At 71.9% G+C, this 25764-nt stretch carries 22 protein-coding genes, 3 tRNA genes and 1 pseudogene; 18 read left to right on the top strand and 8 right to left on the bottom strand.

Features of this window, described 5'->3' with window-relative positions:
• Nucleotides 1-31 precede the first annotated feature (31 nt).
• The 7 genes from OHA58_RS14480 to OHA58_RS14450 are packed head-to-tail and all read left to right on the top strand — an operon-like array spanning nt 32 to nt 13383.
• Nucleotides 32-3109, top strand: coding sequence for an AAA family ATPase (locus OHA58_RS14480; protein ID WP_405479054.1), 3078 nt, complete (start codon nt 32-34; stop codon nt 3107-3109).
• Nucleotides 3087-4373, top strand: a complete 1287-nt coding sequence (locus tag OHA58_RS14475; protein ID WP_405479053.1) for a serine/threonine-protein kinase — start codon at nt 3087-3089, stop codon at nt 4371-4373. Before OHA58_RS14480 ends, OHA58_RS14475 begins: the two co-directional genes overlap by 23 nt.
• Nucleotides 4374-4376: 3 nt before the next feature.
• Nucleotides 4377-9128, top strand: a complete 4752-nt coding sequence (locus tag OHA58_RS14470; RefSeq protein ID WP_405479052.1) for a hypothetical protein — start codon at nt 4377-4379, stop codon at nt 9126-9128.
• Complete coding sequence (locus OHA58_RS14465; RefSeq protein WP_405479051.1) at nt 9125-9586, top strand: hypothetical protein; 462 nt, start codon at nt 9125-9127, stop codon at nt 9584-9586. The genes OHA58_RS14470 and OHA58_RS14465 overlap by 4 nt, the downstream gene beginning before the upstream one ends.
• The gene (locus OHA58_RS14460; protein WP_405479050.1) at nt 9570-10244 is read left to right on the top strand and encodes a hypothetical protein; all 675 of its coding nucleotides are present in this window, start codon (nt 9570-9572) and stop codon (nt 10242-10244) included. Before OHA58_RS14465 ends, OHA58_RS14460 begins: the two co-directional genes overlap by 17 nt.
• Before the next feature lie 32 nt (nt 10245-10276).
• Complete coding sequence (locus tag OHA58_RS14455) at nt 10277-12904, top strand: Hsp70 family protein (protein WP_405479049.1); 2628 nt, start codon at nt 10277-10279, stop codon at nt 12902-12904.
• Complete coding sequence (locus tag OHA58_RS14450) at nt 12901-13383, top strand: tetratricopeptide repeat protein (protein ID WP_405479048.1); 483 nt, start codon at nt 12901-12903, stop codon at nt 13381-13383. Before OHA58_RS14455 ends, OHA58_RS14450 begins: the two co-directional genes overlap by 4 nt.
• Here the strand turns inward: OHA58_RS14450 and OHA58_RS14445 are convergent.
• The 3 genes from OHA58_RS14445 to OHA58_RS14435 all read right to left on the bottom strand — a co-directional run bounded on the left by OHA58_RS14445 (nt 13271) and on the right by OHA58_RS14435 (nt 16372).
• A complete protein-coding gene (locus tag OHA58_RS14445) occupies nt 13271-15334 on the bottom strand; it encodes a CHAT domain-containing protein (protein ID WP_405479047.1) in 2064 nt (687 codons plus the stop codon). The genes OHA58_RS14450 and OHA58_RS14445 overlap by 113 nt on opposite strands.
• Nucleotides 15331-15756 (bottom strand): hypothetical protein, encoded by a 426-nt coding sequence (locus tag OHA58_RS14440; protein ID WP_116511133.1) that lies wholly within the window; start codon nt 15754-15756, stop codon nt 15331-15333. Before OHA58_RS14440 ends, OHA58_RS14445 begins: the two co-directional genes overlap by 4 nt.
• Nucleotides 15757-15883: 127 nt before the next feature.
• Nucleotides 15884-16372 (bottom strand): YajQ family cyclic di-GMP-binding protein, encoded by a 489-nt coding sequence (locus OHA58_RS14435; protein WP_116511131.1) that lies wholly within the window; start codon nt 16370-16372, stop codon nt 15884-15886.
• A 216-nt stretch (nt 16373-16588) separates the two neighbouring features.
• On the opposite strand from OHA58_RS14435, the gene OHA58_RS14430 reads away from it, so the two are divergent.
• Nucleotides 16589-16670 (top strand) — tRNA-Tyr (locus OHA58_RS14430).
• Between the two features lie 213 nt (nt 16671-16883).
• Nucleotides 16884-17300: a hypothetical protein gene (locus OHA58_RS14425; protein ID WP_405479046.1), complete on the top strand. Its 417-nt coding sequence runs from the start codon at nt 16884-16886 to the stop codon at nt 17298-17300.
• 7 nt (nt 17301-17307) lie between these two features.
• On the opposite strand, the pseudogene OHA58_RS14420 reads toward OHA58_RS14425, so the two are convergent.
• A pseudogene (locus tag OHA58_RS14420) lies at nt 17308-17451 on the bottom strand (site-specific integrase); the annotation flags it as partial.
• Nucleotides 17452-17591: 140 nt separating this feature from the next.
• Between OHA58_RS14420 and OHA58_RS14415 the strand changes: the two are divergent.
• The gene (locus OHA58_RS14415) at nt 17592-18473 is read left to right on the top strand and encodes an NmrA/HSCARG family protein (RefSeq protein WP_405479045.1); all 882 of its coding nucleotides are present in this window, start codon (nt 17592-17594) and stop codon (nt 18471-18473) included.
• Nucleotides 18474-18893: 420 nt separating this feature from the next.
• Here the strand turns inward: OHA58_RS14415 and nadE are convergent, their stop codons facing one another.
• The gene (nadE, locus tag OHA58_RS14410; protein WP_405479044.1) at nt 18894-19724 is read right to left on the bottom strand and encodes an ammonia-dependent NAD(+) synthetase; all 831 of its coding nucleotides are present in this window, start codon (nt 19722-19724) and stop codon (nt 18894-18896) included.
• Nucleotides 19725-19850: 126 nt separating this feature from the next.
• Between nadE and OHA58_RS14405 the strand changes: the two genes are divergently transcribed.
• Nucleotides 19851-20075: a hypothetical protein gene (locus OHA58_RS14405; RefSeq protein WP_405479043.1), complete on the top strand. Its 225-nt coding sequence runs from the start codon at nt 19851-19853 to the stop codon at nt 20073-20075.
• A 7-nt stretch (nt 20076-20082) separates the two neighbouring features.
• Here OHA58_RS14405 and OHA58_RS14400 read toward each other — a convergent pair whose 3' ends face one another.
• Nucleotides 20083-20739 carry an SDR family oxidoreductase gene (locus tag OHA58_RS14400; protein ID WP_405479042.1) on the bottom strand — a complete coding sequence of 219 codons (657 nt, stop codon included), beginning with the start codon at nt 20737-20739 and terminating at the stop codon, nt 20083-20085.
• 287 nt (nt 20740-21026) lie between these two features.
• Between OHA58_RS14400 and OHA58_RS14395 the strand changes: the two genes are divergently transcribed.
• Nucleotides 21027-21899 (top strand): hypothetical protein, encoded by an 873-nt coding sequence (locus OHA58_RS14395; protein WP_405479041.1) that lies wholly within the window; start codon nt 21027-21029, stop codon nt 21897-21899.
• Nucleotides 21900-22013: 114 nt separating this feature from the next.
• Here OHA58_RS14395 and OHA58_RS14390 read toward each other — a convergent pair whose 3' ends face one another.
• Together OHA58_RS14390 and OHA58_RS14385 are read right to left on the bottom strand one after the other, a co-directional pair.
• Nucleotides 22014-23273 carry an amidohydrolase family protein gene (locus OHA58_RS14390; RefSeq protein WP_405479040.1) on the bottom strand — a complete coding sequence of 420 codons (1260 nt, stop codon included), beginning with the start codon at nt 23271-23273 and terminating at the stop codon, nt 22014-22016.
• 101 nt (nt 23274-23374) lie between these two features.
• Complete coding sequence (locus tag OHA58_RS14385) at nt 23375-23554, bottom strand: hypothetical protein (RefSeq protein WP_405479039.1); 180 nt, start codon at nt 23552-23554, stop codon at nt 23375-23377.
• A gap of 5 nt (nt 23555-23559) precedes the next feature.
• On the opposite strand from OHA58_RS14385, the gene OHA58_RS14380 reads away from it, so the two are divergent.
• The 6 genes from OHA58_RS14380 to OHA58_RS14355 all read left to right on the top strand — a co-directional run bounded on the left by OHA58_RS14380 (nt 23560) and on the right by OHA58_RS14355 (nt 25706).
• Nucleotides 23560-23632 (top strand) — tRNA-Thr (locus OHA58_RS14380).
• A 45-nt stretch (nt 23633-23677) separates the two neighbouring features.
• Nucleotides 23678-23750 (top strand) — tRNA-Met (locus OHA58_RS14375).
• Nucleotides 23751-23837: 87 nt separating this feature from the next.
• Nucleotides 23838-24002 (top strand): 50S ribosomal protein L33, encoded by a 165-nt coding sequence (gene rpmG, locus OHA58_RS14370; protein WP_100594914.1) that lies wholly within the window; start codon nt 23838-23840, stop codon nt 24000-24002.
• A gap of 127 nt (nt 24003-24129) precedes the next feature.
• Nucleotides 24130-24582, top strand: a complete 453-nt coding sequence (locus OHA58_RS14365; protein ID WP_116511118.1) for a MaoC family dehydratase N-terminal domain-containing protein — start codon at nt 24130-24132, stop codon at nt 24580-24582.
• Between the two features lie 2 nt (nt 24583-24584).
• The gene (locus OHA58_RS14360; RefSeq protein WP_405479038.1) at nt 24585-25013 is read left to right on the top strand and encodes a MaoC family dehydratase; all 429 of its coding nucleotides are present in this window, start codon (nt 24585-24587) and stop codon (nt 25011-25013) included.
• Nucleotides 25014-25142: 129 nt separating this feature from the next.
• Nucleotides 25143-25706, top strand: coding sequence for a TetR/AcrR family transcriptional regulator (locus OHA58_RS14355; protein WP_405479037.1), 564 nt, complete (start codon nt 25143-25145; stop codon nt 25704-25706).
• The last annotated feature ends 58 nt before the right edge of the window (nt 25707-25764 follow it).

Raw genomic sequence — 25764 nt, 5'->3', positions numbered from 1 at the left:
AACGTCGTGAAGCCGTGGCCTGCGCGCGAAGATGCAGCACGATTCCGCAAAGAGTCCGGACAGTCCAGAGAACGGCCCCGAAGGCGGTCCCGGGAACGATCCCGATGGCCGTCCCGAAGGCGGCTCCGAAGAGCATCCCGAAGGCCGTTCCGTACGCCTCTTCACGGACGGCTTCCTCGATCCCGACGCCCTCGGGGACGAGCGCACCGCCGCCGTCCTGCTGTCCGCCGCGGAGCGCGCCACCGAGCGCTTACGCCCCGGCGACATCCTGTACGCGGCGCTCGACGCCCGCGACCCCGCGGTGCTCCCCGCGTTCGAGGGCGCGCTCGCCGAGGGGGCTGCCCCGCATCACCTCCTGGAGACAGTCGCCGTCTATGCGCCGCCGGGGAACGGCTACGCGTTCGACGGCGCGCGCGACCACGTGAGCCACGAACTGACCGCGGCCTTCGAGGAGTTCGAGTCCCGGTGCGCACGGGACGCGGTGGGCGCCGAGGTCCGCCTGGAGCTGCTGCTGTCCTGTCTGCTCGACGCCCCCTCCGCGGACGAGCGGGACTTCCTGACCCCGCTCCTCGATCTGCCCCTGGCCGCCGAGGCCCTGCGCAGGCAGGTCGGGGTCCACGCCGACGAGCCGCCCGAGCTGTACGACGACGCGTCGGGCCGGCTGCGCTCCGAGGAGTTCACGAACGACGCCTGGGCCGTCCTGGAGCTGGCCGCCCAGCGGGCCGCCGAGCTCGGCTACGACCGGCTGCTCCCGCCGCACTGTCTGATGGCTCTCCTGTCGGAGACCGAAGGGCCCGCCGAGCGCCTCTTCCGGCTCCAACTACCGCTCCAGGTCGGCCTGGTGAAGGCCGTGGAGATCATCACCCAGGCGTTCCGGATCACCGAGCGGGGGAGCCGGACCGCCCCGCGCCTCGACCGCGACGGGATCGGCGAGTCCCTGCGGGACCTGCTGCACGCGGCGCGCACGACGGCCGCTCGCTGGGACGCGGAGCAGATCGACACCCCGCACCTGCTCGCGGCCCTCCTGGACAGCCCGCCGCAGCGCCTCGCCTCCGTCCTGGCCGCCGAGCCGCTGCGCCTCGACATCAAGCGGCTGCGCGAGAGCGTGCGCGACGTACTCGGCGAGAGCCGTTCGACGGCGCCCCGCGAGGTGCCTTTCCGGCTGCCCGCGTTCCTGCCACCCTCCGAGGACCTCACCTGGCTCGCGAGGACGGGGGCCATCGGCCCGGCCGCCCACCTGGACGGCTACTTCGAGCCACTGTGCCGGGCCCTGCACCGTACGGAGAACAACCACGTACTGATCACCGGCCTGCCCGGCATCGGCACCACCACCCTGCTGCGCGAGCTCGCCCGGCGGGCCGCCACGGGTGAGATCCCGTTCCTGCGCCGCAAGCGGTTCCTGCGCGTCGACTGCAAGGACGTCGCCGCGGAAAGCAGCGGCGAGCAGCTGACGGCCCTGATCGGCCAGGTGGCGGGCCGCACCGACCTGGTCGTCTGCGTCGACGGGCTTGGCCCCCTGCTGCGCGGCCGGCACGGCGCCGACCACCTGCTGGAGCTGCGCCGCGCCCTCAAGGAGCGCAGCATCCATCTCATCGGGGTGCTTGCCGAGCACGACTACGAGGACCTGGTCGCCGCCGACCACGTCCTCCAGGAGCTGACCTGCCGTATCGACATGGCCGAGCCGGAGCGGGAGGCGGCGCGGGCCATGGTGCGCCTCGCGGCGGACGCGCTGGAGACGGAGTTCACCGGCATCCGGATCGAGCGCCACGCGGTGGCGAGGGCCGTGGTCCTCGCGGGTGACTTCGTCCGGCACCAGCGGCTGCCGCTGTCCGCCGTCAAGGTGCTGCGCCGCGCCTGCGAGGACCTCGACTACGCGCGCAGGCAGCACGGCGACGAGCGCAGCGCCGTGACGCTCGACGAAGTGGCCGACGTGGTGTCCGAGCTGTCCGGGATGCCGCGCGAGCAGATCGCCGGCACGGGCGGTGAGCGGGTCGACTACGCGACGGCGCTCGGCGCGGAGGTGGTCGGGCAGGACCAGGCGGTCCGGGTGGTCGCGGACGAGCTGCGGCGCATCAAGGCGGGCCTGGCCGCGGTCAGTTCGGGGCCCGCGTCGGTGCTGCTCTTCGCGGGCCTGACCGGCGTCGGCAAGACCGAGCTGGCCAAGCGGGTCGCCGGTCTCTACTCGGCGTCCAAGCGGCTGCAGACGTATCCGATGGAGAACTTCACGGAGCCGCACAGCGTGTCCGGCATCCTCGGCTCGCCGCCCGGCTACGTGGGGCACGAGCGTGGCGGGCGGCTCATCAACGAGCTCAACAGCGACCCGTACTGCGTGTTCCTCCTCGACGAGGCGGAGAAGGCGCACCCCGAGGTGCTGCGGCCCTTCCTCAACCTCTTCGACGAGGGCTGGATCACCGACCAGCGGGGCGTCAAGGCGCACGGCGACCGCGCCATCTTCATCCTCACCACGAACGCCGGACACGAGATCATCTCGCGCCTCGGCGAAGGCAGTTCGGACGAGGAGATCTCCGCCGCCGTACGCGCCAAGCTCGCGTCCGAGCGCAGCCGGGACGGCACGCCCGTCTTCACCCCCGAGTTCCTGGCCCGCGTCCGCCGCGTCATCGTCTTCCGCCCGCTCGGCGGCGACGCGATGACCGCCATCGGCCGCAAGGTGCTGGACCGGCAGGCGGCCTTCTGGCGCGAGAAGCGGGAGAAGGAGCTGACCGTCCCCGAGGAGCTGGTGCAGTACGCGGGCGCGCTCGGCCACCGCCTCAACTCCGAGGCGGGCGGGCGCGAGGGCGGCCGCATCATGGCCAAGGTGCTCTCCGACCTGGTCGAGAACCCCGTTCTCGCGGCGGCCGAGGAGCGGGCGGAGGAGTTCCGGGCCTGCGACCGGATCGTCGTCGACTTCGCGCCTCCACCGCCGCCGGGCGTGCGTGACGCCCTGTTCTCCGGCCGGGACGGGACGGGAAGCGGTTCCCGTACACGGGTGCGCTTCCTGTCGCCGGAACCGGCGGGCGGGGTGGAACTGTCCTCTGTGGAAGGCGGGTTGACCAAGTCCGGCCGGAGCGGAGAGGGGGACGCACACGATGAACCAGGCCGCACCGGATGAGTCCGACCTGCGCGGACTCGAAGGCCGGGTGGTCGACGGCCGCTACGCACTGAGCGGCTGGATCGGAGGCGGCGGCTTCGGGGCGGTCTTCCGCGCCGACCAGTACATCCTCGGCCATCCGGTGCGCAGTGTGGCCCTCAAGCTCTCCCGGCGCTCGGGCCTGACCGAGGAGAACGCCGCGGAGCTGTTCCAGGACGTCCTGCTGCTCGCTGAGGCGATGGACACCATGACGGACGCCGAGGCCCGCCGCCATCTCGTGCACGTGTACGACGGCGGCCTCGCCAAGGGTCTCGGTGGCCGCGCCTTCCTCGCCATGGAGTACGTCCCCGGGGCCACCCTCGCCGGCCAGTTCGCCGAGATGGGGCGCGTCCCGGCACCGCTGCTGGTCAAGTGGGCGCGGCAGATCTGCGTGGCCCTGCGCGGACTGCACCGCCTGGACCCGCCGCTGCTGCACCGCGACCTCAAGCCCGACAACGTCCTCCTGGGCAGCGACAACTGGGTCCGGCTCATCGACTTCGGCCTGGCCGCCCGGATGCTGGAGCTCGGCCACGTCCCGGGCACGGTCGGCACCCTCCAGTACATGGCGCCGGAGACCGCGGCCGGCTCCAGCGTCCCCGAGTCCGACCTGTACTCGCTGGGGCTCCTGATGTACGAGGGCCTGACCGGCCGCCACGCGTACGCGCATCTGACACCGCCGCCCGCGCTGCCCGAGTCGGCGCACGGCGACTGGCTCCAGGAGCAGAAGCGGGGCGCGCCGCCCGTACGCCCCTCGGTCCACAACAACCTCGTCCCGCCCGCCCTGGACGCCCTCGTGATGCGCCTGCTCGAACTGCGGCCCGCGCAGCGGTTCCGCAGCGCGGAGGAGGTGATCGCCGCCCTGGACGTGGCCCTGGAGAGGCCGGTCGTGCGGCAGCCGGGCGAGGCCGAGCTGGCGGAAGGGCGGCGGCTGAGGACGTCGGGGCAGGGCCCGGCCGCCGCGACCGTGCTCCGCAGGGGCCTCGAACGCAACCACGTCCCCGACCCGTTACGCCTGGGCCTGCTCACCGAACTGGGGCAGGTCCACGAGTCCGCGGGCGATCACCTGGCGGCCGCCCACTCCTGGGCCGACGCCTGTGAACTCGTCCGCGGGCGCGCCCTGATGCCGTCCGGAGCGGACCGCGCCAGGCTCGCCCGCCGCGCGGAGGAGGCGTTCCGCAAGGCCGGCAACCGTTTCCAGGCGGAGCGGTTCGGGCGCCTCGCCCGCGCCGAGCGGGACCGGGGGTGACGGGTGGAGCCCCAGCGGTCCCTGAGGAAAGGTCTGTCCCGGCGCGGCCGGCTGGAGAACGCCTGGGCGAGCGCGCTCGCCGACGCCGATCCGCGCGCCGGCCTCGTGAGCCTGCGCGCGGTCCTCGCGGGCATCGAGGAGTACCAGGACCGCACCGCTGACCTGTGGCCCTCCTTCCAGCAGTCCTTCCTCGGCCCCCGCTTCCTGCCCCTCGTCGAGGCCGCCGACCTGGACCGGCTCGCCCAGGTCGGCGAGCGGATGGCGGCCGAGGGGCGCATCGGACTCCACCAGAGCTGGGTTCCGCTCGCCGACGCCGCCGTGGCCCGGTCCGGCGCAGGTGACCGGGACTTCGCGGTGTCCCTGTACACGCGGCTCTACCGCAGCGCCTTCGTCCACGAGGAGTCCCGCTCCATAGCCGCCACCGCCCTGGCCAGGCTCGGCGCCGACCAGGACGACCAACTGGCCATCTACGTGGACATCTTCAGGCGGTACGCGACCGTGCCGCCCGAAGTGCACCAGATGGTGGTGGGCCTCCTCGGAGCCGGATTCGGCGACGAGACGGACCGCGTGGAGCGGGCCTTCGCGTTCGCCACGCAACTGTCCGCGGCGGGCCTGCGCCTCGCCGGCCTCGACCGGACGCTCGGTCTCGGCGCCCTGCTGCTGCACCGCGAAACGGCCGACGCGGCCGCCCACTTCACCCGCGCCTGTACCACCGACCCCACGGACGGCGAGGCCCTGCGCGGTCTCATCGCCGCCCGCCTGCACAGCGGCGCGTACGCCGAGGCCCTCACCGCCGTACGCGGACGGGAAGCGGCCCTCACACCGCGCGGCGCCGAACTGGCCGACCTGTGCCGGATGCTGGAGTGGCTCGAACTGGACCCCGGCCGCGACGGACCCCCGGGCCCCGCCACCCCGGCCCCGCTGACGGCCGTACGGCTTGCCACGATCGGCGACGGCGGCGACAGCCGTCCCTGGGGCCGCTACGCCCAGGGCCGCGCCCAGCTCCTCGAAGGCAACGCCGACCTGGCCGCCAAGAACCTCGTCGTGGTCGCCGACGAGTTCCCGGACCGGCCCGACCTCGGCTATCACGCGGCCTGGGCCCAGCTGCTGTGCGGCGAACACGAGGCGGCGGGACGCCGCTGCCGCGCGCTGCTCGCCGACGGCGACGCGCGCGCCTGGCCGCTCGGCTGCCTCCTGGCGGACGTCGATCCCGGCCACCGCGCCACCGACGAGGAACGTACGGTCATGCAGGGCGCGGCACACGCCTTCACCGCGGTCGTCACGGCCCGGCTGAGGCTCGTCGAGGGGCGGGACCCCGGCGTCGACCTGGCCTGGGACCCGCTCGGCGCCGAGGGTGCCACCGTCCCGGAACTCCTGGAGGCCCTGCGCACCCTCCTCGGCGTCGAGGTCGCCGGCGGCCGCCGGAACGCGGTCGGCCACCTCACCGCCCTCTCCCTCTTCGGCCGCCTGCCCCTGCCCGAACAGCTGTTGTGGCGCGCCCTGTCGGCCCTCCCGGAAGACCGCGACCGGGCCCACTCCCTGCTCGAACAGGCCCGCGGCCAGGGCCATGACCGCGCCGCCCTTGTCCTCGCCGTGACCGAGCTGAACGCCGGGCACCCCGACCGGGCGGCGGACCTGCTCGACGGCGTACGCGGCCCCAAGGCCGAACTCGTCCGCGCCCGCACCGAACTGGCCCTCGGCCGCACGGCCGTCGCCGGGCGGCGCCTCGACCGCCTGCCGACGCCCCGGGCCCGCTACGAAAGCGGCGTACTGGCGCTGCGCGAGGCCACGGCGCTGTGGGCCGGCGGGGAGACCGACCGGGCTGTCCAGCGCGCCGGGTGGGCGGCCGCGCGGCTCATCGACGCGCAGGTCACCGGGCCCGGCGCCCTCCCGCCCGTCCCCGCCGACGCCGGACGTCTCGCCCGCGCGGTCCGCCTCCTCGCCGAACGCGCGGCACGCCCCGCCGACGGTACGGGCGCCGCACCGTGGCGCATCGTCCGTCATCACCCCCGTACGGCCTGGCTGCTCGGGCTCGGACAGCTGCTGGTGGAGCCGCGCGGGGCGGAGCCCGTACTGGTGGAGGCGCTGGTGGGGTGGGCGGGGGAGGCCGATGGGCCGACCGCCGCTGATGTGGGCGACGCCCGTGCCGTGGAGGTGCTCGCCATGGCTCTGGGGCGGGCCTGCCTGCTGGCCGAAGGCCCGGCTGCGCAGGGCGAGTTGACCGAGGCGCTCGGTGTTCTCGCGCAGGCCTGGCCGCTGCCGGTGGTGGCGCGCGAGGCCCGTCGTGCCGCCTCGCTGGCCGGGCCGCACGACGAGACGGCCAAGGACGCGGACGCGGATGCAGATGTGGATGTGGATGCCGCGCCCGAGGTCAGGGACGACCCGCTGCTGGCCCTGCCCCTCGCGGCGGCCGCGCTCAAGGCCGGCGACAGGGCGGATGCGGTACGGCTGCTACGGGCTGTGGGCGACGTACAGGATGGCGGCACGGATGGCCCGGAGGGCGACGTACAGGATGAGGGCACGGAGGGTGCCGACGGCGCAGGCGGCACCGAAGAGGCCCATCGCGCCGCCGTGCAAGTGGTCGTCTTTCTCGCCCAGGCCCTCGAAGGCAAGCCGCCCGCCGAGCTGCCGTCCGTCGGCGGCAACCCCGCCCTGCCCGCCCCGCTCCTCGTCGTCCAGGCGGCCGGTCACCTCCCGGCCCAGCGCGCGAAGGCCGCCGAGGCGCTCACCCTGGCCCTGCGCGATCACGACCTGACCGGCCTGGTCGACGTGGCCGCGACCCTGCCCGCGCTCTGCGCCAGGGTGGCCCGCGCCAGGCGGCGGGACGGCCGCGCCCAGGCCCTGGCAGAGGTCGTACGCCGCCTGGCGGACCGCCTCACCGAAGACCCACCGGAAGCGGACGGTCTCGTACCTCTCGACGCCGTCACCCTCGCCCGGTGCGCCGCCGCCGTCGGGGACCACGAAGTCGCCGACAGGCTGTGGCGGGACGTCCTGAACGCCGATGCCGGTGCCAACGCGGACACGGCCGCCGCCGAGTACGGGAAGTACCTGTGCCACCGGGCGGTCGCCGCCAACGCGGACGGCGACCCCGCACGGGCCCTGGAACTCCTGGGCCGGGCCGCCGGTCATCTCCCCGGGGAGCACCCGGCCCACCGGCACCGCGCCGACCTGGAGCGCAACGACCGCTCCGATGCCCTTCTGAGCCACCTCTTCCCGGACGCGGCCCAGACCTGGGAACGCCCCGGCAGGTTCCCGGCCGTGGAAGCCGCGATGGCCGAGCACCCGGTGTGGCAGGCGCTCGCGGCGGACCGGGCGGGCGCCATAGAGAGGGAGCTGACGCGGTTCTTCGCGCGCAGGGCCGCCCGTAACGACATCCCCGTACTGCACTCGATGGCCGTGGTCTACCGCGAAGAGGCCCTGGCGAAGCTGGCCCGCACGGGAGCCGCCGACGAGGACCTGGTCACCGCGACCGTCCTGTGGGTCCTGCTGCTGTGCCACCCGGGTTTCTGGGAGGCGTTCGCCGACCGCTCGGGGTCCGGCGACGCGGGAAGCCCCGGCGCCGACGCGGCGACCGGTCCCGACGCCGAGTATCTGCGCACCTCCCTGACCGAGGAGCTCCTGACCCTGCACCGCAGCCACGGCGCCCGGGCCCTCGCCGAGCACCGCGAAGACCAGGCCCGCCTCCATCTGAACTGCCTGACCGCCCTGCGCCAGGGCACCCATGTCACCCGCACCCTGCTGGCGGAGGGGCCCCTGGCCGGGGTGCTGCCGGGCGTCGACGAGGACCTCTTCGCCGCCGTCTCTGACCGCGCGGGCGCCCTGCTCGACGACTGGTCCACCGACCTGGTGCGCGCGGCCGAGAAGCGCATCGACGACCCCGAGCGGGTCCGCGCCCTGCCGGACGGCATCGACAAGGACTACGAAGAGGGCATCAGCAGCCTGGCGAACGCCGTCGACCACGGCTTCGCACCCAGGAACGTCCTGTGCACCGTCGTCGCCTGGCACAACGAGTGGCAGAACTGCCTTTACCAGATGGGCGACCGGGACCACATGCGCACCGTCGTGACCAGGGCCGTGCGGTACGCGGAACTGCTCGCCCAGGGCGCCGTCGAGGGACGCCCGCACCTGCGCGAGAACCAGCTGCTCGCCGCCCACTACGTGGACCGCGGCCTCCTCGACCGGGACACCGGCAAGGCCATCGCGTACTTCGAACTGGCCAAGGAGTGGAACCCGGCCAACACCAACGCGCCGCAACTCCTGGAGCAGTACCGCCAGGACGCCCTGTTCAGCACCGCTCTCGAACACATCAAGGCGCGCCGCTACCCGAAGGCCCTCGCCGAACTCGACCGCGTCCCGAGGACCGACGCGACCAAGAAGACCCTCGACCGGCTCCGCACCAGCACCCTGATCAACCACGGCTACGTCCTGCTGGACGCCGAGCGGCTCGACGAGGCGGAGCGCTCGGTGCGCGACGCGGAGCGCATCGCGGCCGCCGGCGACGACCCCAAGATGCGCGAAGAGGCCGCCAAGGCGCTGCGCGCGGTGGCCACCGGGATGAACAACCGCGCGGTGGCCATGAGCAACGCCGCGCTCAGCAACCTCGAACGCTCCGTCCGCATCGGCCCGAACGCCGTGGAGGGTGAACTGCAGGCGGCCATCAACCTGTTGCGGCGGGCGGAGCGGATCGCCCCGGAAGCCGCCACCCGGGACAACATCACCCGTATCGAAGACCTCCTGCGAAGGCTGCGCCCATGACGACACTGCCGTCGGCGAACCGTCGGCCCAACCCCTTCCACGTACTCGGACTCCCCGTCGACGCCACCGAGGCGCACATCGTGGAACGCGCCGAGGAAGGCATCCAGACCGCGTCCACCGCCCAGGACCGCGACCTCTACGACTGGGCGATGCGGGAGCTGATCCGCAACCCGCGGGCCCGGCTGCGGTACGAGGTGACCGAGCCGCCGGGCACCGACTACCGCGACCGCCGGTGGGACGCGTTCGCCCGCACCCACCGCACCTACCCGGCGGACCTCGGGGGCCAGAACCTGCGGCCCGAGGACTTCGACCTGCCGGAGGCGCTGCGCCGCACCGTCCGCGCCCTCGCGACGGCGCCCGTCGCGGGGGTGGACGACGCCCTGTGTACGGCCCCTGCGGCAGCCCGTGCCCAGGACGAGGAACCGGAACTGGAGGTGCGCGATGTCCTCTTCGGATGAGCCCGACGCCGTGCGGCCCGGCTGGGAGAACTTCGCCGAACGCCCCGTCCCCGAGGTCCACGGCGCGACCACCGCACCGGAGGCCGAGCTGGCCGGCGTACTGCAGCGCCGCCACGAGGAGCTGGCCGCTGCCCGCGGCGCCTCCGCCTCGGCCGCGACGCGCGTGCACGCCACGCTCTTCGAACTGGCCATGCTCATCGGCACGTTGGAGCAGCAGGTCAACAGGGCGGGGGTGCCGCGCGAGGCCGTGGACGAGAAGCTCCGGCACCGTGAGCTGAAGAACGTGAAGGACCGGATGCTCGACGTGCTGCGCGGCGCCGGCGTGGAGGTGCGCGACCCGAAGGGCCTGACCGCCGACGAGGTCCTGGACTGGGCGGACCCGGTGCACTGGCTGCAGAGCCCGGAGTTCGACGCCGAGGTCGTGGCCGAGACGAACGAGTACGCGGTGTTCCACGACGGCGCCGTGGTGCGCTTCGCCCAGGTCGTCATGGGCGCACCCGCGCCCGCCCCCGCCTCTGCACCCGCGCTCGCCCCCGCCTCCGCCCCCAAGCCCGAACCCGAGCCCGAGGCACCCCCCGAGCCGGATTCCCAGGTGAAGCCCGAGCCCGGCACCGAGATGCCGCCGCCGGGACAGACACCTGCACCCACGGACACCTGAACGAGCAGGCCAAGAAGGAGCGGTCACCCCACATGAGCCAGCAGATCGTCAGCAAGGCCGTAGGCATCGACCTCGGCACGACCAACAGCGCCGTAGCCGTGATGAACCCCTCCGACAGCGACATCGTGATCCACCGCGATCCGGTCTCGAAGTCGTACACGACGCCCAGCTGCGTCTGGCGCAGCCCGGCCGGCGGCGAACTGGTCGTGGGCCGCAAGGCATTCGCTCGCAAGGGCAGCACCCCGGAGCCGGTCACCTCGGTGAAACGTCTGATGGGCAGCCGTACGACCGTCGACCTGGCCGGCGAGGAGTACACCCCGGCGCAGGTCTCGGCCGCGATCCTGGCCGAGATGAAGCGCCGGATCGAGACGGACGTGGCGGCGTTCGACAGCCCGGACGTCCGCTGGATCGTCGACCGGGCCGTGGTGACCGTGCCGGCCTACTTCGACCAGCCGCAGATCGATGCGACCCGCAAGGCCGCCGAGCAGGCCGGGCTCGAAGTCCTCGGCCTGCTCCACGAGCCGACCGCCGCCGCCAGCCACTACTGCTGGCGCACCACCACCCGTAACGGCACCTTCCTCGTGTACGACCTCGGCGGCGGCACCTTCGACGTCAGCGTCCTGCGCTGCACGGAGGGCACCTTCGAGGTCCTCGGCATCAGCGGCAACAACCGCCTGGGCGGCGACGACATCGACGAGGCCTTCGCCCGGCACCTCCAGAAGATGCTCCAGGCGGACGGCTACGCCCTCGACCTCGACCCCGAGAACGACCCCGAGGACCGGCTCCGCTTCAGCCAGCTGAAGATCCTCGCGGAGGGCGCGAAGAAGGCGCTCACGGACCAGCCCGACTACATGCTCCGCGACACCGGGCGCCTCACCGACCAGGAGAAGCGGCCGGTGGTCATCGACGCGCTCCTGGAGCGGCCCGAACTGGACGACATCGCCCGCCCGTTGATCGAGCGGACCTTCGCCTACTGCGACGAGGCCCTGCGGCGCGCAGGGGAGCGGGCCGGCATCACGCTCGCCGACGTCGACCACATCATCCTGGCGGGCGGCTCGACCCATATGCCGCTGGTCAGGGAGATGGTGACGCAGGAACTCTGCGCGAACCCCGCGCCCGGCTCCGCCCGCCAGGTCCGCGCGGCCTGCGAGGCGCCGGTCGTCGAGCACGCCGACACGGCCGTCGCGCTGGGCGCCGCGGTGCGCGCGGCGGCCGTCGGCGGCCTCGCCGTCTACGACGAGGCCCGCACCGTACGCGTCTCCTTCCACGGCTTCGCCGCCACGGGCTCCGAGGCCACCCACGTCGGCGGCACCGTCCAGGCGCTCGCCGACGGCCTCGACCTCTCCGGCGGCCGTGTCCACCTCACCACCACCGGCTTCGAGGACGAGGCGGACCTCACCGAGGAGGGCGCCTTCGCCTTCACCCAGGTCCCGGTGCAGCCGGACGCGGAGAGCCTGCTCACCTTCGAGGTGTACGACGCCGAGGGCGACGTGGTCGCCACGGCCGGCCGCGCGCTCGCCCACAGCGCGCGGCCCGGCGGCGGCGGCGGGGGAGCGGCCATCACGGCCAAGTCGGTCCTCCTGGAGGTGGACCTGGGCGACGGGCGCACCGGCCGCCGCGAACTGATCCCGGCCATGCAGCAGCTGCCCTTCGAGGCCGACTTCGACTTCGGGCACCCCGGTCGGGAGCAGGTCGAGCTGCGGCTGTTCCAGCAGGCCGTACCGATCCAGGTGATCAAGGTCGTGGTCCCCTCGTCGACGCCGCGGGGGACGGCGATCCGGATGAACGTGGCCATGCAGGAGGACGCGTCCATCACCGTCCGCGGCTCGATCGGCGAGGACACCACCTTCGACGCCCTGCTCGAAGTGCCGGTGGACCCGCCGATGCCCGACGCGTCGGTGGTCGAGGAGCTCTACCACCGCTTCGAGGAGAACGTCGGCTATCTCGCGACGGGCCCGCAGACCGTGGTCCGCGCCAAGTGGACCAAGGCCCGCCGCGCCTTCGAGGAGGCCCGCGACCGGGGCGACGTGGCGGCGGCGGTGCACGAGTTCCGCGAGCTGGAGGAGATCGTGGCCGTCCTGGGCGAGGCCGACCAGGAACTCCAGCCGCCCAAGCGGGAGTTCGACGCCCTGGTCGACGACTGCCTGCGGCTGCACGCCCATCTCTCCGAGTCGGGACCGGCGGGCGACAAGCCGTTCGACGGCCCCGAGGTGATCCGCGCGATCGAGGCCCAGCGCGCCGAGGGCGAACGTGCCCACGCCGCCGGTGACCAGCGCAGGTACGGCGAAGCGATCGCCCAGCTCCAGGGCCACTTCACCTATCTGAGGGGGCTGCTGCGCTCCTCCCCGGGCGGGGAGCTCTCCCCGCAGGAGCGCGCCGAGGGCCTGCTGCGCTTCGGGTTCCAGCGGGCGGAGGAGCTGAGCCGGGTCGCCGTGGCCACCGGCAGGACCTCGGAGGAACGCGATCTGACCGACGTGAGGAGCAGGCTGGAGCAGCTCGTGCCCCTCCTCGCCACGAACCCGGAGCAGGTGGGCCAGGAGGCGGGCAAGCTGGTCGCACGGCTGCGCCAGCTCGGCCAGATCCTGCTCACCGAACGGGCCGAGGCCGTCGGCATCCCGGTCGACAGCCCCGGGAGCCGGTCCGCAGGGGGGAACTGGTGACGTCGGACCCGGGCCGGCTGGCCTGCCCCCTGCCGCGCTGCCGGGCCGTCAACAGCGCGACGGCGGAGACCTGTCAGTCCTGCGCCACCCCGCTGCGCGCGTGGGCGCGCCTGAGGGCCCACCCGGCGAAGCTCTTCAACGCGGGTCTTGAGGCGGCCAGGTCCGGCCGCACGGCCACCGCGCGCGACCACTTCGCCGCCGTCGTCCACTGGTGCCCCGGTGACGCCGAGGCCCGCAGCGCCCTCGCGCTGGCCTGCCTCCTCCTGGACGACCCGGAGGAGGCCCGCGACCACTGGCACCAGGTCCTCACCCGCCGCCCGAACGACGCGACGGCGCTGAAGGGCCTGGCCCACCTGGACTCCCGGGTTACGGAGAGTCCGGAGCCCGCGGAGACTTCGACGCCCCCGCAGAATCCGAAGCAGCCGGAGCCTGGGAAGCCGCCGAAGCCTCCGGAGAAGGAGCCTGCAACGACTGAATGACCAGCTCCGGCGCCACCCCCAGGCGCCGCAGCATCGTCCGCGCCGTGGAGTCCTCGTCGGTGAGCATCGCTATCAGCAGCGTCTGCTCGTCGACGGGCTCCTGCGCCTCCCGGCAGGCCTCCTGCACCTTGGACAACGTCCGCGAGGAGAACTCCCTCGGCTTGGGATTCCCGAGCCCGGCCAGCTTCCGGAACGCGGCCGCGCCGTCCTCGCCCTGCGCGGCGAGCGCCCCGCGCAGCGCCTCGCTCCCGACGACCCCGAACGCGCGCAGCATCATGTACGTGCTGATCTTCTTGCGCTGTACCGAGGCGAGCAGCCGCGCGCACTGAACGGCGGCGGCCGCGCGCGGGTCGAGCGACGCGATGTCCACGCGCTCGTCGTCGCCCTGCGCCGGCGCGTCCGAGTGCGGCAGCAGCAGCCGCTCGGGTGCGACCCCGATGAGCTGCAACAGCTCGGCGCAGCTCCCGCCGCCCGTCGCGAGGAACGCCAGCGAGATGTCGTCGACGCCGATGTCCCGCCCGGCCTCCTGGGCCCGCGCCTCGGCCCCGTCGAGAACCCGGGTCACGGTGCCCGACAGCCCGATCCGCGGCCGGTGCCCGTTCACCGCGGTGAGCGACGCGCTGCTCGACCCGGCCTGGGTACCGCTCCCGCGCGGCGTCTGCCCCTGGATCTCACGCAGCACCTTGGCCAGCAGATCCATGCGCTGGGCCCCGATCCGCGCGGCGGCCCGTTCCCGTACCGCCTCGTCCTCGAGCAGGGCCATCAGTAGATCGACGGAGGTGACCAGGCCGCGTACAGCGGCGAACTCCCGTGTCTTGCGCAGGAGTTCGGCGGCCTCGGGGGTGAACTCGGGCCGCTCCGGCGCGGTGGGCGGCGGTGGGGCGGACCCGGCCGCGGTGGAGATCCGCACCTCGGGATCCCCGTAGAGCACGAACGACGCCCAGGCCCAGTCCGCCCGCTGCTCCAGATCGGCCCGCGCCTGCCGCATCGCGGCCCCGGCCGTGATCTGCTCCTGGAGCTGGCCGTAGAAGGCCTCGGCGAAGCGCAGCGCGCTCGCGTCGCCGACCGGCGTCCGGGTACCGACGACGGTCTTGGCCCCCATGACCATGAAGGACATGCAGGCGCTCATGGTGAGCGAGGCCTCGGCGAGCGCGCGCGAGGCCGGTTCGAGCGCGGGGTCGGCGGACGCGCAGCCGTTGATGAAGACGACGGGCGGCGCCCCGATCCCGGCCAGGGGCTGGAGGGCGTCCATGTCGATCAGCTTCCGGTTGTGCACCATGAGCCCGGCGGCCCCGGAGACCCCGGACACATGCCCCGAGTAGTGGAAGAGGTCGTACGGCTCCTCGTCCTCGGCCAGTTCCTGGATCACCCGGACCAGGGTCGCGTCCCGCCCGATGAGGACGGTGCACGCGACGCCGTGCCCCTCCAGCCAGGCGCTGATCCGCTCGGTCTCCTCACGGGCCGACGGCAGATCCCCCAGGGTGTCCCCGACGATCAGCGCCCGCCGCACCTGTGTGCACTCGCGCCCGCCCACCACCGGCCTGCTGACGACGGACCGCCGGCCGAGCTCGTGCACGAGGCCGAGGAAGCTCTCCCCGTCGTGCAGCAGTTCCCACGGCACCAGGGACTCGTTCGTGCTGACCAGGAGCGATCCCGTCGACTCCTTCAGCTGGCGCACCATCTCGCCCGAACCGGCGCGCGGAAAGAGCGAGTTGAAGAGGAGTCTCCCCTTCTGTCTGAGCACTCTGCCCAGCGTCGGATCGTCGTCACGGGCGTCCTTGAGCGCCTCGTCGATGTCCTTGCACAGGTCCTTGACCAGGTCCTGGCTGACATCGACGGCGTGTTCCTGCTCCAGCGGCCCCACCACGGACCCGCCACCGGACTTCAGCCCGTACGCGTACTGGGTGCGCCCCGGGCCGTGCGCCGAGGTGCGTACGTCGAGGGTGGTCATCGCCCGTCCTGCCGGTGCAGGTCCAGAAAGCGCGCGATGGCATCGCTCTGCGCGCGGTCCGACGGATACGTGATCTCGAGGCGCTGGTCACCGATGGTGATGACGACGGACGGGACCACGTCGTCCGCGCCGGCCGGGGCGGGCTGCCGCGCCGCCGCCTCCCGGCGCCCGGCGAGCCAGCCGCGTACGGCCTCGACGATCGACACCACGTCCACCGCCCCGCCCACGAGCAGCGTGCAGACCTGGACCAGCTCGGCGACCCGCTGGTCGGAGGCGGGCGCGGTGAGTCGTACCTGGTCGACACTGGCGGCCCCCGCGGCCGTCAGCGCCTCGTGGAGGGTGGCCAGTTCGGGCCCCGGATCCGGTCCGTGCAACGCCAGTTCGAGGGTGGAACCTGCGCCGACCGTGGGTTCTGCCGCCACAACAACCTCCAGTGCCCTGTGGGCAGCGGGAATCTAGTCCCACCAGCCTCGCACCGGGAGCGGCGGCAGACCATCACGTCAGGGCAATTGCCCCTGCTTCAGCGACAGTTGCGGTCACCCGCTGTCCCTACCGGTAGTTCACGAACTGCAGCGCGAAGTCGAAGTCCTGGCCCTTCAGCAGCGCCTGCACGGCCTGGAGATCGTCGCGGCTCTTCGAGCTGACCCGCAGCTCCTCGCCCTGGACCTGCGCCTTGACGCCCTTGGGGCCCTCGTCGCGAATGATCTTGGCGACCTTCTTGGCGTTGTCCTGTGAGATGCCCTCCTCGATGGAGGCGAAGATCTTGTACTCCTTGCCGGAGAGCTGCGGCTCTCCCGCGTCCAGCGCCTTCAGCGAGATCCCGCGCTTGACCAGCTTGGTCTGGAAGACGTCGAGGATCGCGTTGACGCGGTCCTCGGAGTTCGCCTCCATCAGGATCTTCTCGCCGGACCACGAGATCGAGGCGCCGACGTTCTTGAAGTCGTAGCGCTGCGAGATCTCCTTGGCGGCCTGGTTGAGGGCGTTGTCGACCTCCTGCCGCTCGACCTTCGAGACGATGTCGAAACTGGAGTCGGCCATGTCCTGTGGCTCCTTGTATCGGGTTGTGAAACGGCTTGCGTCTGAATGCGTCATCCACGGCCCTCGGTCCCCGGGCCGCATCCGCAAAGCCTAGCCACCACCCCGCCCCCGGGTGCCGATCAATCGGGTGGCGAAGCACCCCCGTCCATCAGGTATCGTTTACGTCGTTGCCACGGAGCACCGCCCCACAGCGGAGATCCGAAGCAGCAAACCCATGGCGGTGTGCCCGAGCGGCCAAAGGGAGCAGACTGTAAATCTGCCGGCTCAGCCTTCCCAGGTTCGAATCCTGGCGCCGCCACACGACCGAGAGGGTCCGTGACCAGCGAATACGCTGGGAGCGGGCCCTCTCGTCGTTTCCTCGGGCGGTAGATCCGCTTTAGGCGTATTGCCCCACTGTGTCTCAACCTGTTTCGCATGCTGACCAGCGTGTGTGGGGCAGCCGTGGGGCGCCCCACGGGCTACTAGTGCCGCATCAGGCGACGTTCGCCCTGTCGATGGCTACTCTGACGACGTGGCCGATGAGAAGGACAGTGGGAGCGGCTCGATCCGACGCCCCTCGTGGGACCACCCGGTAGTGGCCACCGTCGCGCTGGAACTGGGCGGCCTCGCTGTCTCCGGGTTGGTCGCTCTGGTGGGGTGGCCGTTCGGGTGGCTGCCCGACACCGGTTTCGTCCTCCTCGTGACGGGCCTGATCGCGATCGGGCCTGCGGCTGAGTTGTACCGCGGGGCGGACCCGCCGCGTCGGCTTGCTGTTGTCGCCGCTCTCCTTGCGCTGGCAACGGTGAGACTGCTCGTGGCTGCAGCAGTGAACTGGGCCTTTCCTGCGCTGGCTGATCCGGGCGTCGGTATCCTCGTCGGCTACCTTGTTGCGTTGCCCATCGGCGTGACTGTGTTGGCTTGGTTCCTCACCAGGGCGAACGTTGCCTGATGCGGCACTAGCCCTTCAACGCGGCCTCGATCCGAGCGTTGGCTGTGGCCGCCGCACCGTCCAGGCACTTCGCGTAGACGCGGAACAGGACGGCCACGCTGTGTCCCGCTCTCTGCGCGACCGCCTGTGGCTCGACTCCGGAGCTCAGCCATGGGGCACGCAACGAGCAGCCTGGCGGCCGTGACGTGGATCACAAGGGCTTGACCTCAACTTTGGTTGAGGGACCAGTGTTCTGAGCACCGAGGGGAGCCACTTAAGGCGCCCAGGACCTGCGCTATCGAGGAGCCTTAGATGTCTGACAACCGCGTCATTTTGGTGACTGGTGCGACCGGACGGCAGGGTGGCGCCACCGCGCGCGCACTGCTGTCTCGCGGCTGGACCGTGCACGCGCTGGTCCGTGACCCGAACAAGCCCGAGGCGCTGGCGCTGAAGGGAGCCGGCGCCGTCCTTGTCCGCGGCGACCTGGACGATGTGGCATCGCTGGACACGGCTCTGCGCGGCGCGTACGGAGTGTTCAGCGTGCAGACCTTTGCAGGACCGGACGGCTTTGCCGGCGAGATCCGTCAGGGCAAGGCCGTCGCGGAGGCGGCTGCCCGCGCGGGCGTCGCTCACTTCGTCTACAGCTCCGTCGACGGGGCCGACCACCCGGGCCAGGTGCAGCACTTCGCCAGCAAGGGCGAAGTCGAGCGCCACATCGCGGCGCTCGGTCTGCCCGCGACAATCCTTCGACCGACGTTCTTCATCACCAACTTCGAGCACCTGGGCCCCCAGTGGGTGGACGGCGAGCTCACCCTGTCGATGGCGTTGGCCCCGGACACGAAGCTGCAGATGATCACCCCAGACGACATCGGCGGCATCGCCGCCGACGCCCTCAATGACCCGGCCGACTACTTGGGGCGCACCGTCGAGATCGCCGCAGACGAGCTGACCGGCCCGCAGTTGGCCGAAGCCTTCGCTCGCGCCGCGGCCCGTCCGGTGCGCTTCATCTCCCAGCCGATCGAGGAGGTACGCGCCCACAGCGAAGAGTTGGCCGCCATGTTCGACTGGTTCAACACGGTCGGCTTCAAGGCTGACCTGGCGACGCTGCGTGCACAGCACCCCGGGCTGACGTCCCTGGAAGCATGGGTGGGCGAGCACTGGTCAACGCCTACAGCACCGGCCTTCGTGGCCTGAGACGCGCGTATCCGATGTTGTACAGACTGAGCGCTTCAGTTGGCCGATCGGGCCAACTGAAGCGCTCAGTCACAGGTCTGAAGCGTCCGTGCCCCATGTCGACGGGCTCCGTGACTCCGCTCCGGAGAGTCGTGGACGCTTCCACTTTCGCGAGATCAGGGCCCTACTGGGGCCAGCGTGGGGCAATGCGCTAGTCCCTCAGAAAAGGGCCAGTTCAGACCCGCTCGCCTGTGGGGACTGTAAATCTGCCGGCTCAGCCTTCCCAGGTTCGAATCCTGGCGCCGCCACATGGTGGAGAACCCCCTCCGAACTGCGGAAACGCAGTTCGGAGGGGGTTCTTTGTATTCCGGGGCCCGTGCGCGGGGGTACGAGACCGCCTCGGACAGGCGGTCTCGTACCTACGGCCCCACGCAGTGCCCTCTAGGGCGCGATGGGGAGTTGGCGCTTGTGGTCGGTGAGGCGGTAGCGGTGGACGATCGTCTCGAGGGCCCGCCCGTCCACCGGCTTGCCCTCCAGGAAGTCGTCGATGTCGTCGTAGGTGACCCCGAGCGCGTCCTCGTCGGCCTTGCCCGGGTCGAGGGTCTCCAGGTCGGCCGTCGGGACCTTCCACACCAGCTCGGCGGGCGCACCCAGCGCGTCCGCGACGGCGCGCACCCGGCGCTTGGTCAGGCCGGTCAGCGGGACGAGGTCGGCGGCGCCGTCGCCGAACTTGGTGAAGAAGCCGGAGACCGCCTCGGCGGCGTGGTCCGTGCCGATGACCAGGCCGTTGTGCGCGCCGGCCACCGCGTACTGGGCGACCATGCGCTGCCGCGCCTTGATGTTGCCGTGCACGAAGTCCTGGTGACCCTCGTCGCGGAAGTTCACGTCCGCGGCCAGTGAGGCCTCGAGCGCGGCGTCGCTGGCGGGCTTGATGTCCACGGTCAGCACGTGGTCGGCCCGGATGAAGGAGAGCGCGAGCTGGGCGTCGTGCTCGTCGGCCTGGACCCCGTAGGGCAGCCGCATCGCGTAGAACCGCGCCTCGTGTCCGGCGGCCCGGGCCCGCTCGACGGCGAGCTGGCACAGCCGGCCGGCGGTGGTGGAGTCGACGCCGCCGCTGATACCGAGCACGAGGGAGCGCAGCCCGGTGGAGGTCAGCCGTTCAGTGAGGAAGGCCACCCGGCGTTCGATCTCACGCTCGGCCTCGAAGGTCTCGGCGACCTGGAGTTCCCGGGCGATCTCCTGCTGCAGGTCGTTGGACGCCGCCTCGCTCACGTCTGCTCCTTGCTCCGGTTCATGAGGTGCTGTCGCGCCCACCCTACTGGGGGTGTCCGGCGGATCAGGGGGCGCGGGATGTGTCCGGACGGGGCGTGGACGAGGCCCGTGACGCAGACTGATCGCATGTCCGTACCGTCGGCGTCTCGCCGCAGAAACTGCCCCGAGTGCCGCCGCGACATCGCCGTCGTGGCCGGCCGCTTCGCCCGCCACGACCCGCCCGGGGCCCGCGGCGCGGGCGAGCTCGTGTCCTGCCCCGGCTCCCGCAGGCCCGCGCAGCTCGGCGCCGCGCAGCCGTCCCTCGACGGGTACGTGGTCCCGGTCGCGCCCGGCCAGCTCCCGCTCTTCTGAACCGCGCTCAGTTCCCCGCGACGGACTTGATTGCCACCGTCACCGGCGCCGACCCGGAGATCAGCTCCAGCGTCAGCCCCGCGGTGGCGGGCGTATCCACCAGCTCCGCGAGCACCGCCGCCACGTCGTCCCGCGGCACCGGACCCCGCCCGGTGGACGCCTCCAGGCGTACGAGTCCGGTGCCCGCGTCGTTCGTGAGCATCCCGGGACGCAGGATCGTCCAGTCGAGGCCGGTCCGGGCCCGTACGGACGCGTCCGCCTCGCCCTTCGCCCGCAGATACGCGTCGAAGACGTCGTCCCCCTGGTGGGCCGGGTCCGCGCCCATCGACGACACCACGATGTACCGCCGCACCCCGGCCCGCTCCGCCGCGTCCGCGAACAGCACGGCCGCGCCGCGGTCCACCGTGTCCTTGCGTCCGGCCGTGCTGCCGGGCCCCGCGCCGGCCGCGAACACCGCCGCGTCCGCGCCCTCCAGAAGCCCGGCGACCTCCTCCACGGACGCCGATTCCAGGTCGCACACAAGGGGCTCGGCCCCGGCCTCCCGCAGGTCGTCCGCCTGCTCGGCACGGCGGATGATGCCCGCGACCTCGTCTCCGCGTGCGGCGAGCAGACGCTCGAGCCGCAGCGCGATCTGACCATGACCCCCAGCGATGACAATGCGCATGCTTCCGACCGTACGCCGGGGCGCCCCCATTCGCCGCGCAACCTTGTACGCGCCTCGCGGGTCTCCTCAGCGACCCGTGCCGCCGACGGCCGCCGGGTCTCTCATCGGACCTCTGCGGGGAGTCGGACATCAGCGCCATACGCACCACCACCCTCACCGCGGCCGGCTGTGCCGCACTGCTGCTCGCGACCACCTCGGCCTGCGGCACCGTCGAGAACCTGACGGCAGGTCAGAAGATCGACAAGGCCGCCGACAGGCTCGGCGAACAGAAGTCGCTCTCCTTCGAGTTGGGCCTCGACGCGAAGCCGGACGCGCTCATGGAGCTGGCCGGCGGACAGGGCGACGAGGCCATGCCGCCGACGATCGCCAAGACCTTCGCCGGTGCCCACGTCACCTTCTCCGTACGGTCGAAGAAGCCGCTGTCCGAGTCGGGCGAGAAGGACTTCGTCGGGATGGGCATGAAGGTGTCGGTCCCGGGCGGCACCCTGGCCGAGTACCGGCTCGCCGGAGACTTCGTCTACTTCCGCCTCGACATGCAGAAGACGTCGGAGCTCATGGGCTTCCCCGTCCCCTCGCCGAAGGACCTGCCGAAGGGCGAGAAGGGGCTCGCGAAGGCCCTCGAAGGCGAGTGGGTCAAGGTGGACCTCTCGGACGTCAGGAAGAACACCTCGGGCAAGGGCTCCGACGATTCCAAGGGCTCCGGCGGGCTCGACGAGAAGACCCAGCGGAAGGTCCTCAAGGCCCTGCGCGGCGTCATCGCCGACGACGTCACCCTCCGCAGCGCCGGCACCGAGGACGGCACGGAGCGCATCGTCGCCAAGGCGTCCTTCCGTGAGCTCCTGACGGACCTCTTCGACAAGCTCGGCCCCCTGAAGGACGAGCTGCCGCCCGGCGCCGGATTCCCCACCGCCAAGGACCTCAAGGGCGCCCCGGCCAAGAAGGTCGCCGTCGACTTCTCGATCACCAACGGCACGCTGTCGAAGATCTCCTTCGACCTCGCGGCCCTCGCCGACGGCAAGAAGGGCGCGAAGGTCCCGCTGGTGCTCAAGTTCGGCAAGGCGGGCGACATCAGCGCACCGTCCGGCGCGACCGAGGTCCCGCTCGGCGAGCTCGCCGGCGGCAACCCGTTCATGTCGGGTGCCCCTATGGGCGGCTTCTGACAGTTCGACAGTTCGTCAATGCCGCGCGTGGGGGCGGCAGATGGGCCGACAGGAGCTGAAGCGGCAGAGGGGCCGGCAGGAAACCGAAGGGGTCCCGCGTGCGGGCGGGTCTGTTCAGCTCTGCCCGCCGCCCCCGCCCTCCAGCGGCTTCCCCGCCCGCCCCTGCCGCGGCAGATCGAGCGACGCCGAGTCGCAGTACTCCCGCACCGCACTGGTGCGCGCCACCACCCGCCCCCAATGCACCACGATCCGGCTGTACGCCAGCGAGAGGGCACCCGCGAGCTCATTGCCGCGTACGGCGATGAGCTCCGCGGGGAAGCCCGCCTCCACCCGCACCTCGGGCAGCCCGAGCGCGGCCCGCGCCGCCCCGCTGACGCAGTCGTACGCCTCCTCGGGGCGCAGCCCGTAGCGTGAGGCCAGCAGGTACGCGGCCTCCAGGGGATCGCCGCGGCCCACCGGGTTCGCCATGTCGCGCAGCGCCCCGCTGCCCGCGGCGACCCGCACCCCGGCCGCCCGCAGGAGCCGTACGGGAGCCGTGCCGCGCCGGTCGACGCCCGCGCAGCCGCCCTGCGGCAGGCAGACCACCGTGACGCCCGCGGCGGCGAGCTGGTCGGCGGTGCGGGCGGCGACCTCGCGCGGCAGCCGCCCGAGCCCGCCGCACGGCCCGATCGTGACGCCGGGACGCAGCCCTCCGGTCATCGTTGCGATCCGCCCGAGCCGGGCCGGATCGCCGCCGTCCGTATGCAGATCCACGGCGCAGCCGTGCTCCGCCGCGACCTCCAGGACTGCCTCCACGTAGCCGGTCGGGTCGGGGTCGAGATCCGGGCAACCGCCCACCACGGACGCGCCCATCTTCACCGCGTCCCGCAGCATCGACAGGCCGTCGGCCCCCGCGAGGCCCGTCAGGAGCCGGGGCATCGCCACGGTCCGCAGATCGGTCAGGCCGCGCAGCGACCGCCGCGCCTGGAGCACCGCCTCCATCGGGTCGAGGCCCTGCACATCCCCGATCCGCACATGCGCGCGCTGCGCGGTGGCCCCGTGCCCGAGCTGGAGCAGCGCGGCCTCGGTGGCCCGCCGCTGCACGTCGGGCCCGTCGTACGACACCGGCCCCTCCGTCTCCGCGGACAGCGCCGTGTCGCCATGGGTGTGGGGTTCGGCGGGGGCGGGGAGCAGGACGTAGCCGCGGAGGTCCACGCGCTTGGCGTGGGCAGTGAGGCTGCCGGCCGTGCCGACGGCCTCGATGCGCCCGTTGTCCAGCCGCACGTCCACGGTCCGGCCGTCGGTGAGCCTGGCGCCGCACAGGAGGAGGGCGGCGCTCTCGGCGGTGGAGTCGTTGCCGGGGGAGTGGGGGTGCTGCGGCTGGCTGTCGGGCATCGCGCTCCTGGGGTTCGGGGGCGGCGGCCGCGTGGGCGGGGGCCGCCCCGGACCGGGGCGGGCCGGAAGGGACGTACAAGATCACGCAGCGCGGGTCGAGCCTAGAGCTGCGGCATGCCCGCTTCGCGGAGGAGCGCAATAGTCGTACTGCTGTGGTGCGCGGTGCCGATGAGGCGGCCGTGGGCGGCTGTTGCGGCGCCGGAAGGGCCGTGGTCCTGCCCCTGGGCGGCGGCCGCGAAACGGATTTGGGCGATCGGCGGGCGAGCGTGTAATGTCTTCATCGCTCGCCCCAATAGCTCAGTCGGTAGAGCGTCTCCATGGTAAGGAGAAGGTCTACGGTTCGATTCCGTATTGGGGCTCTGGTGTGAAGTTCCCTCACCTTCGGGTGAGGGGCATCGCATCAAAGCGGTGTAGCTCAGTCGGTAGAGCAAGCGGCTCATAATCGCTGTGTCACCGGTTCAAGTCCGGTCACCGCTACACACAGTAGCCGATTGTGGGGTCGGTCCTCCGGTCGGCTACTATTCATGCGTTCATCCGTCAACCGTCCGTCCAAGGAGCACTCACGTGGCTGCCACCGACGTCCGCCCGAAGATCACGCTGGCCTGCGTGGAGTGCAAGGAGCGGAACTACATCACCAAGAAGAACCGGCGTAACGACCCGGACCGTCTTGAGATGAAGAAGCACTGCCCGCGCTGCAACCAGCACACGGCGCACCGCGAAACGCGCTAGCTCAGGCTCGTACATGAGGCCGTCCCCTTACTGAGGGGGCGGCCTCATGTCGTTATCGCGTGTGTGCGGCCGGCCGTAAGATCCGGCAACATCCGGCAACAGCGCAAATCCAGGAGGTGCCGAGTCCATGGCGCTCGACCAGTCCTTCGTGGGACGGTCCTACCCGCCCACCGACCCCTATGAGGTCGGCCGGGAGAAGATCCGTGAATTCGCGGAGGCGGTGCGGGACGCCAATCCCGCCTACGTCGATCCGGAGGCGGCCAAGGCGCTCGGCCACTCCGATGTGATCGCTCCGCCGACCTTCGTGTTCGCCATCACGTTCAAGGCCGCGGGCCAGGTGATCGAGGACCCGCAGCTGGGTCTCGACTACAGCCGCGTCGTGCACGGCGACCAGAAGTTCGCGTACACACGCCCGGTGCGCGCCGGTGACCGGCTCACCGTGACCTCGACGATCGAGGCGATCAAGTCCCTTGCGGGCAACGACATCCTGGACATCCGCGGCGAGGTCCACGACGAGGCCGGCGAGCACGTCGTGACCGCCTACACCAAGCTCGTGTCGCGCGCGGCCGAGGGGGCGTGATCATGACGACGACGATTCAGTACGCGGACGTGGAGATCGGCACGGAGCTGCCGGCCCAGGCGTTCCACGTGACCCGCGCGACGCTCGTGCAGTACGCGGGCGCCTCCGGGGACTTCAACCCGATCCACTGGAACGAGAAGTTCGCGGTCGAGGTCGGGCTCCCGGACGTCATCGCCCACGGCATGTTCACCATGGCCGAGGCGATCCGCGTCGTGACCGACTGGGTCGGTGACCCGGCCGCTGTCGTGGAGTACGGCGTGCGCTTCACCAAGCCCGTCATCGTCCCGAACGACGACAAGGGCGCGACGATCGAGGTCAGCGGCAAGGTCGCCGCCAAGCTCGACGACGGCCGCGTCCGCGTCGACCTCGTCGCGACGAGCGCGGGGCAGAAGGTGCTCGGGATGTCGCGGGCGGTCGTTCAGCTCGCCTGATCGGCATCTACTGATCGGCATCTACGTAGCTGTGCGTAAGGGGCGCCCTCCATGGAGGGCGCCCCTTACGCGTGTCCTTGCCCATATTCGGGGTTGACTTAGGTAGTGATTGGCCACTAACTTAGTCACATGGTCAGGATGAGTGCGGAGGAGCGACGCGAGAGCGTCATTCGTGCGGCGATGATCGAATTCGCCCGCGGCGGCTACAAGGGCACGTCCACCGAGGCGATCGCCAAGCGGGTGGGCGTCTCGCAGCCGTATCTCTTCCGGCTCTTCCCGGGCAAGGAGGCCATCTTCCTTGCGGCGGCCCGCCGTTGCTGCGAGCGGACCACCGAGGTGTTCCGCAAGGCGTCGGAGGGCCTCGAAGGCGAAGCGGCCCTGCGCGAGATGGGGGCGGCCTACCAGGCGCTCATCGCGGACGACCCGGACGTGCTGCTCATGCAGATGCAGATGTACGTCGCCGTCGCCTCCGCGGAGGCGGCAGGCGACCGGGAGTTCGGTGAGACGCTGCGGGCCGGCTGGATGGAGATGTACGACACGGCGCGGCTGGCGCTGGGCGCGGATGTCGGTGACACGACGCAGTTCATCGCCTACGGGATGCTCATCAACGTCCTGGTGTCCATGGGTTTCCAGCCTGACCACCGGGTCTGGGCCGGCTTCTACGAGTCGGCGCAGCCTCAGCGGTCGTCGTAGTGCAGCGCGTGTGTCACGGGGGTGCGCACTTTTGTGCCCGCGAAAGTTAGTCATCAAT

Origin of the sequence: Streptomyces sp. NBC_00009 (assembly GCF_045040855.1) — a bacterium.
In the GTDB taxonomy this organism is placed as follows: domain Bacteria; phylum Actinomycetota; class Actinomycetes; order Streptomycetales; family Streptomycetaceae; genus Streptomyces; species Streptomyces aureus.
This window is presented reverse-complemented; position numbering and strand designations above follow the sequence as displayed.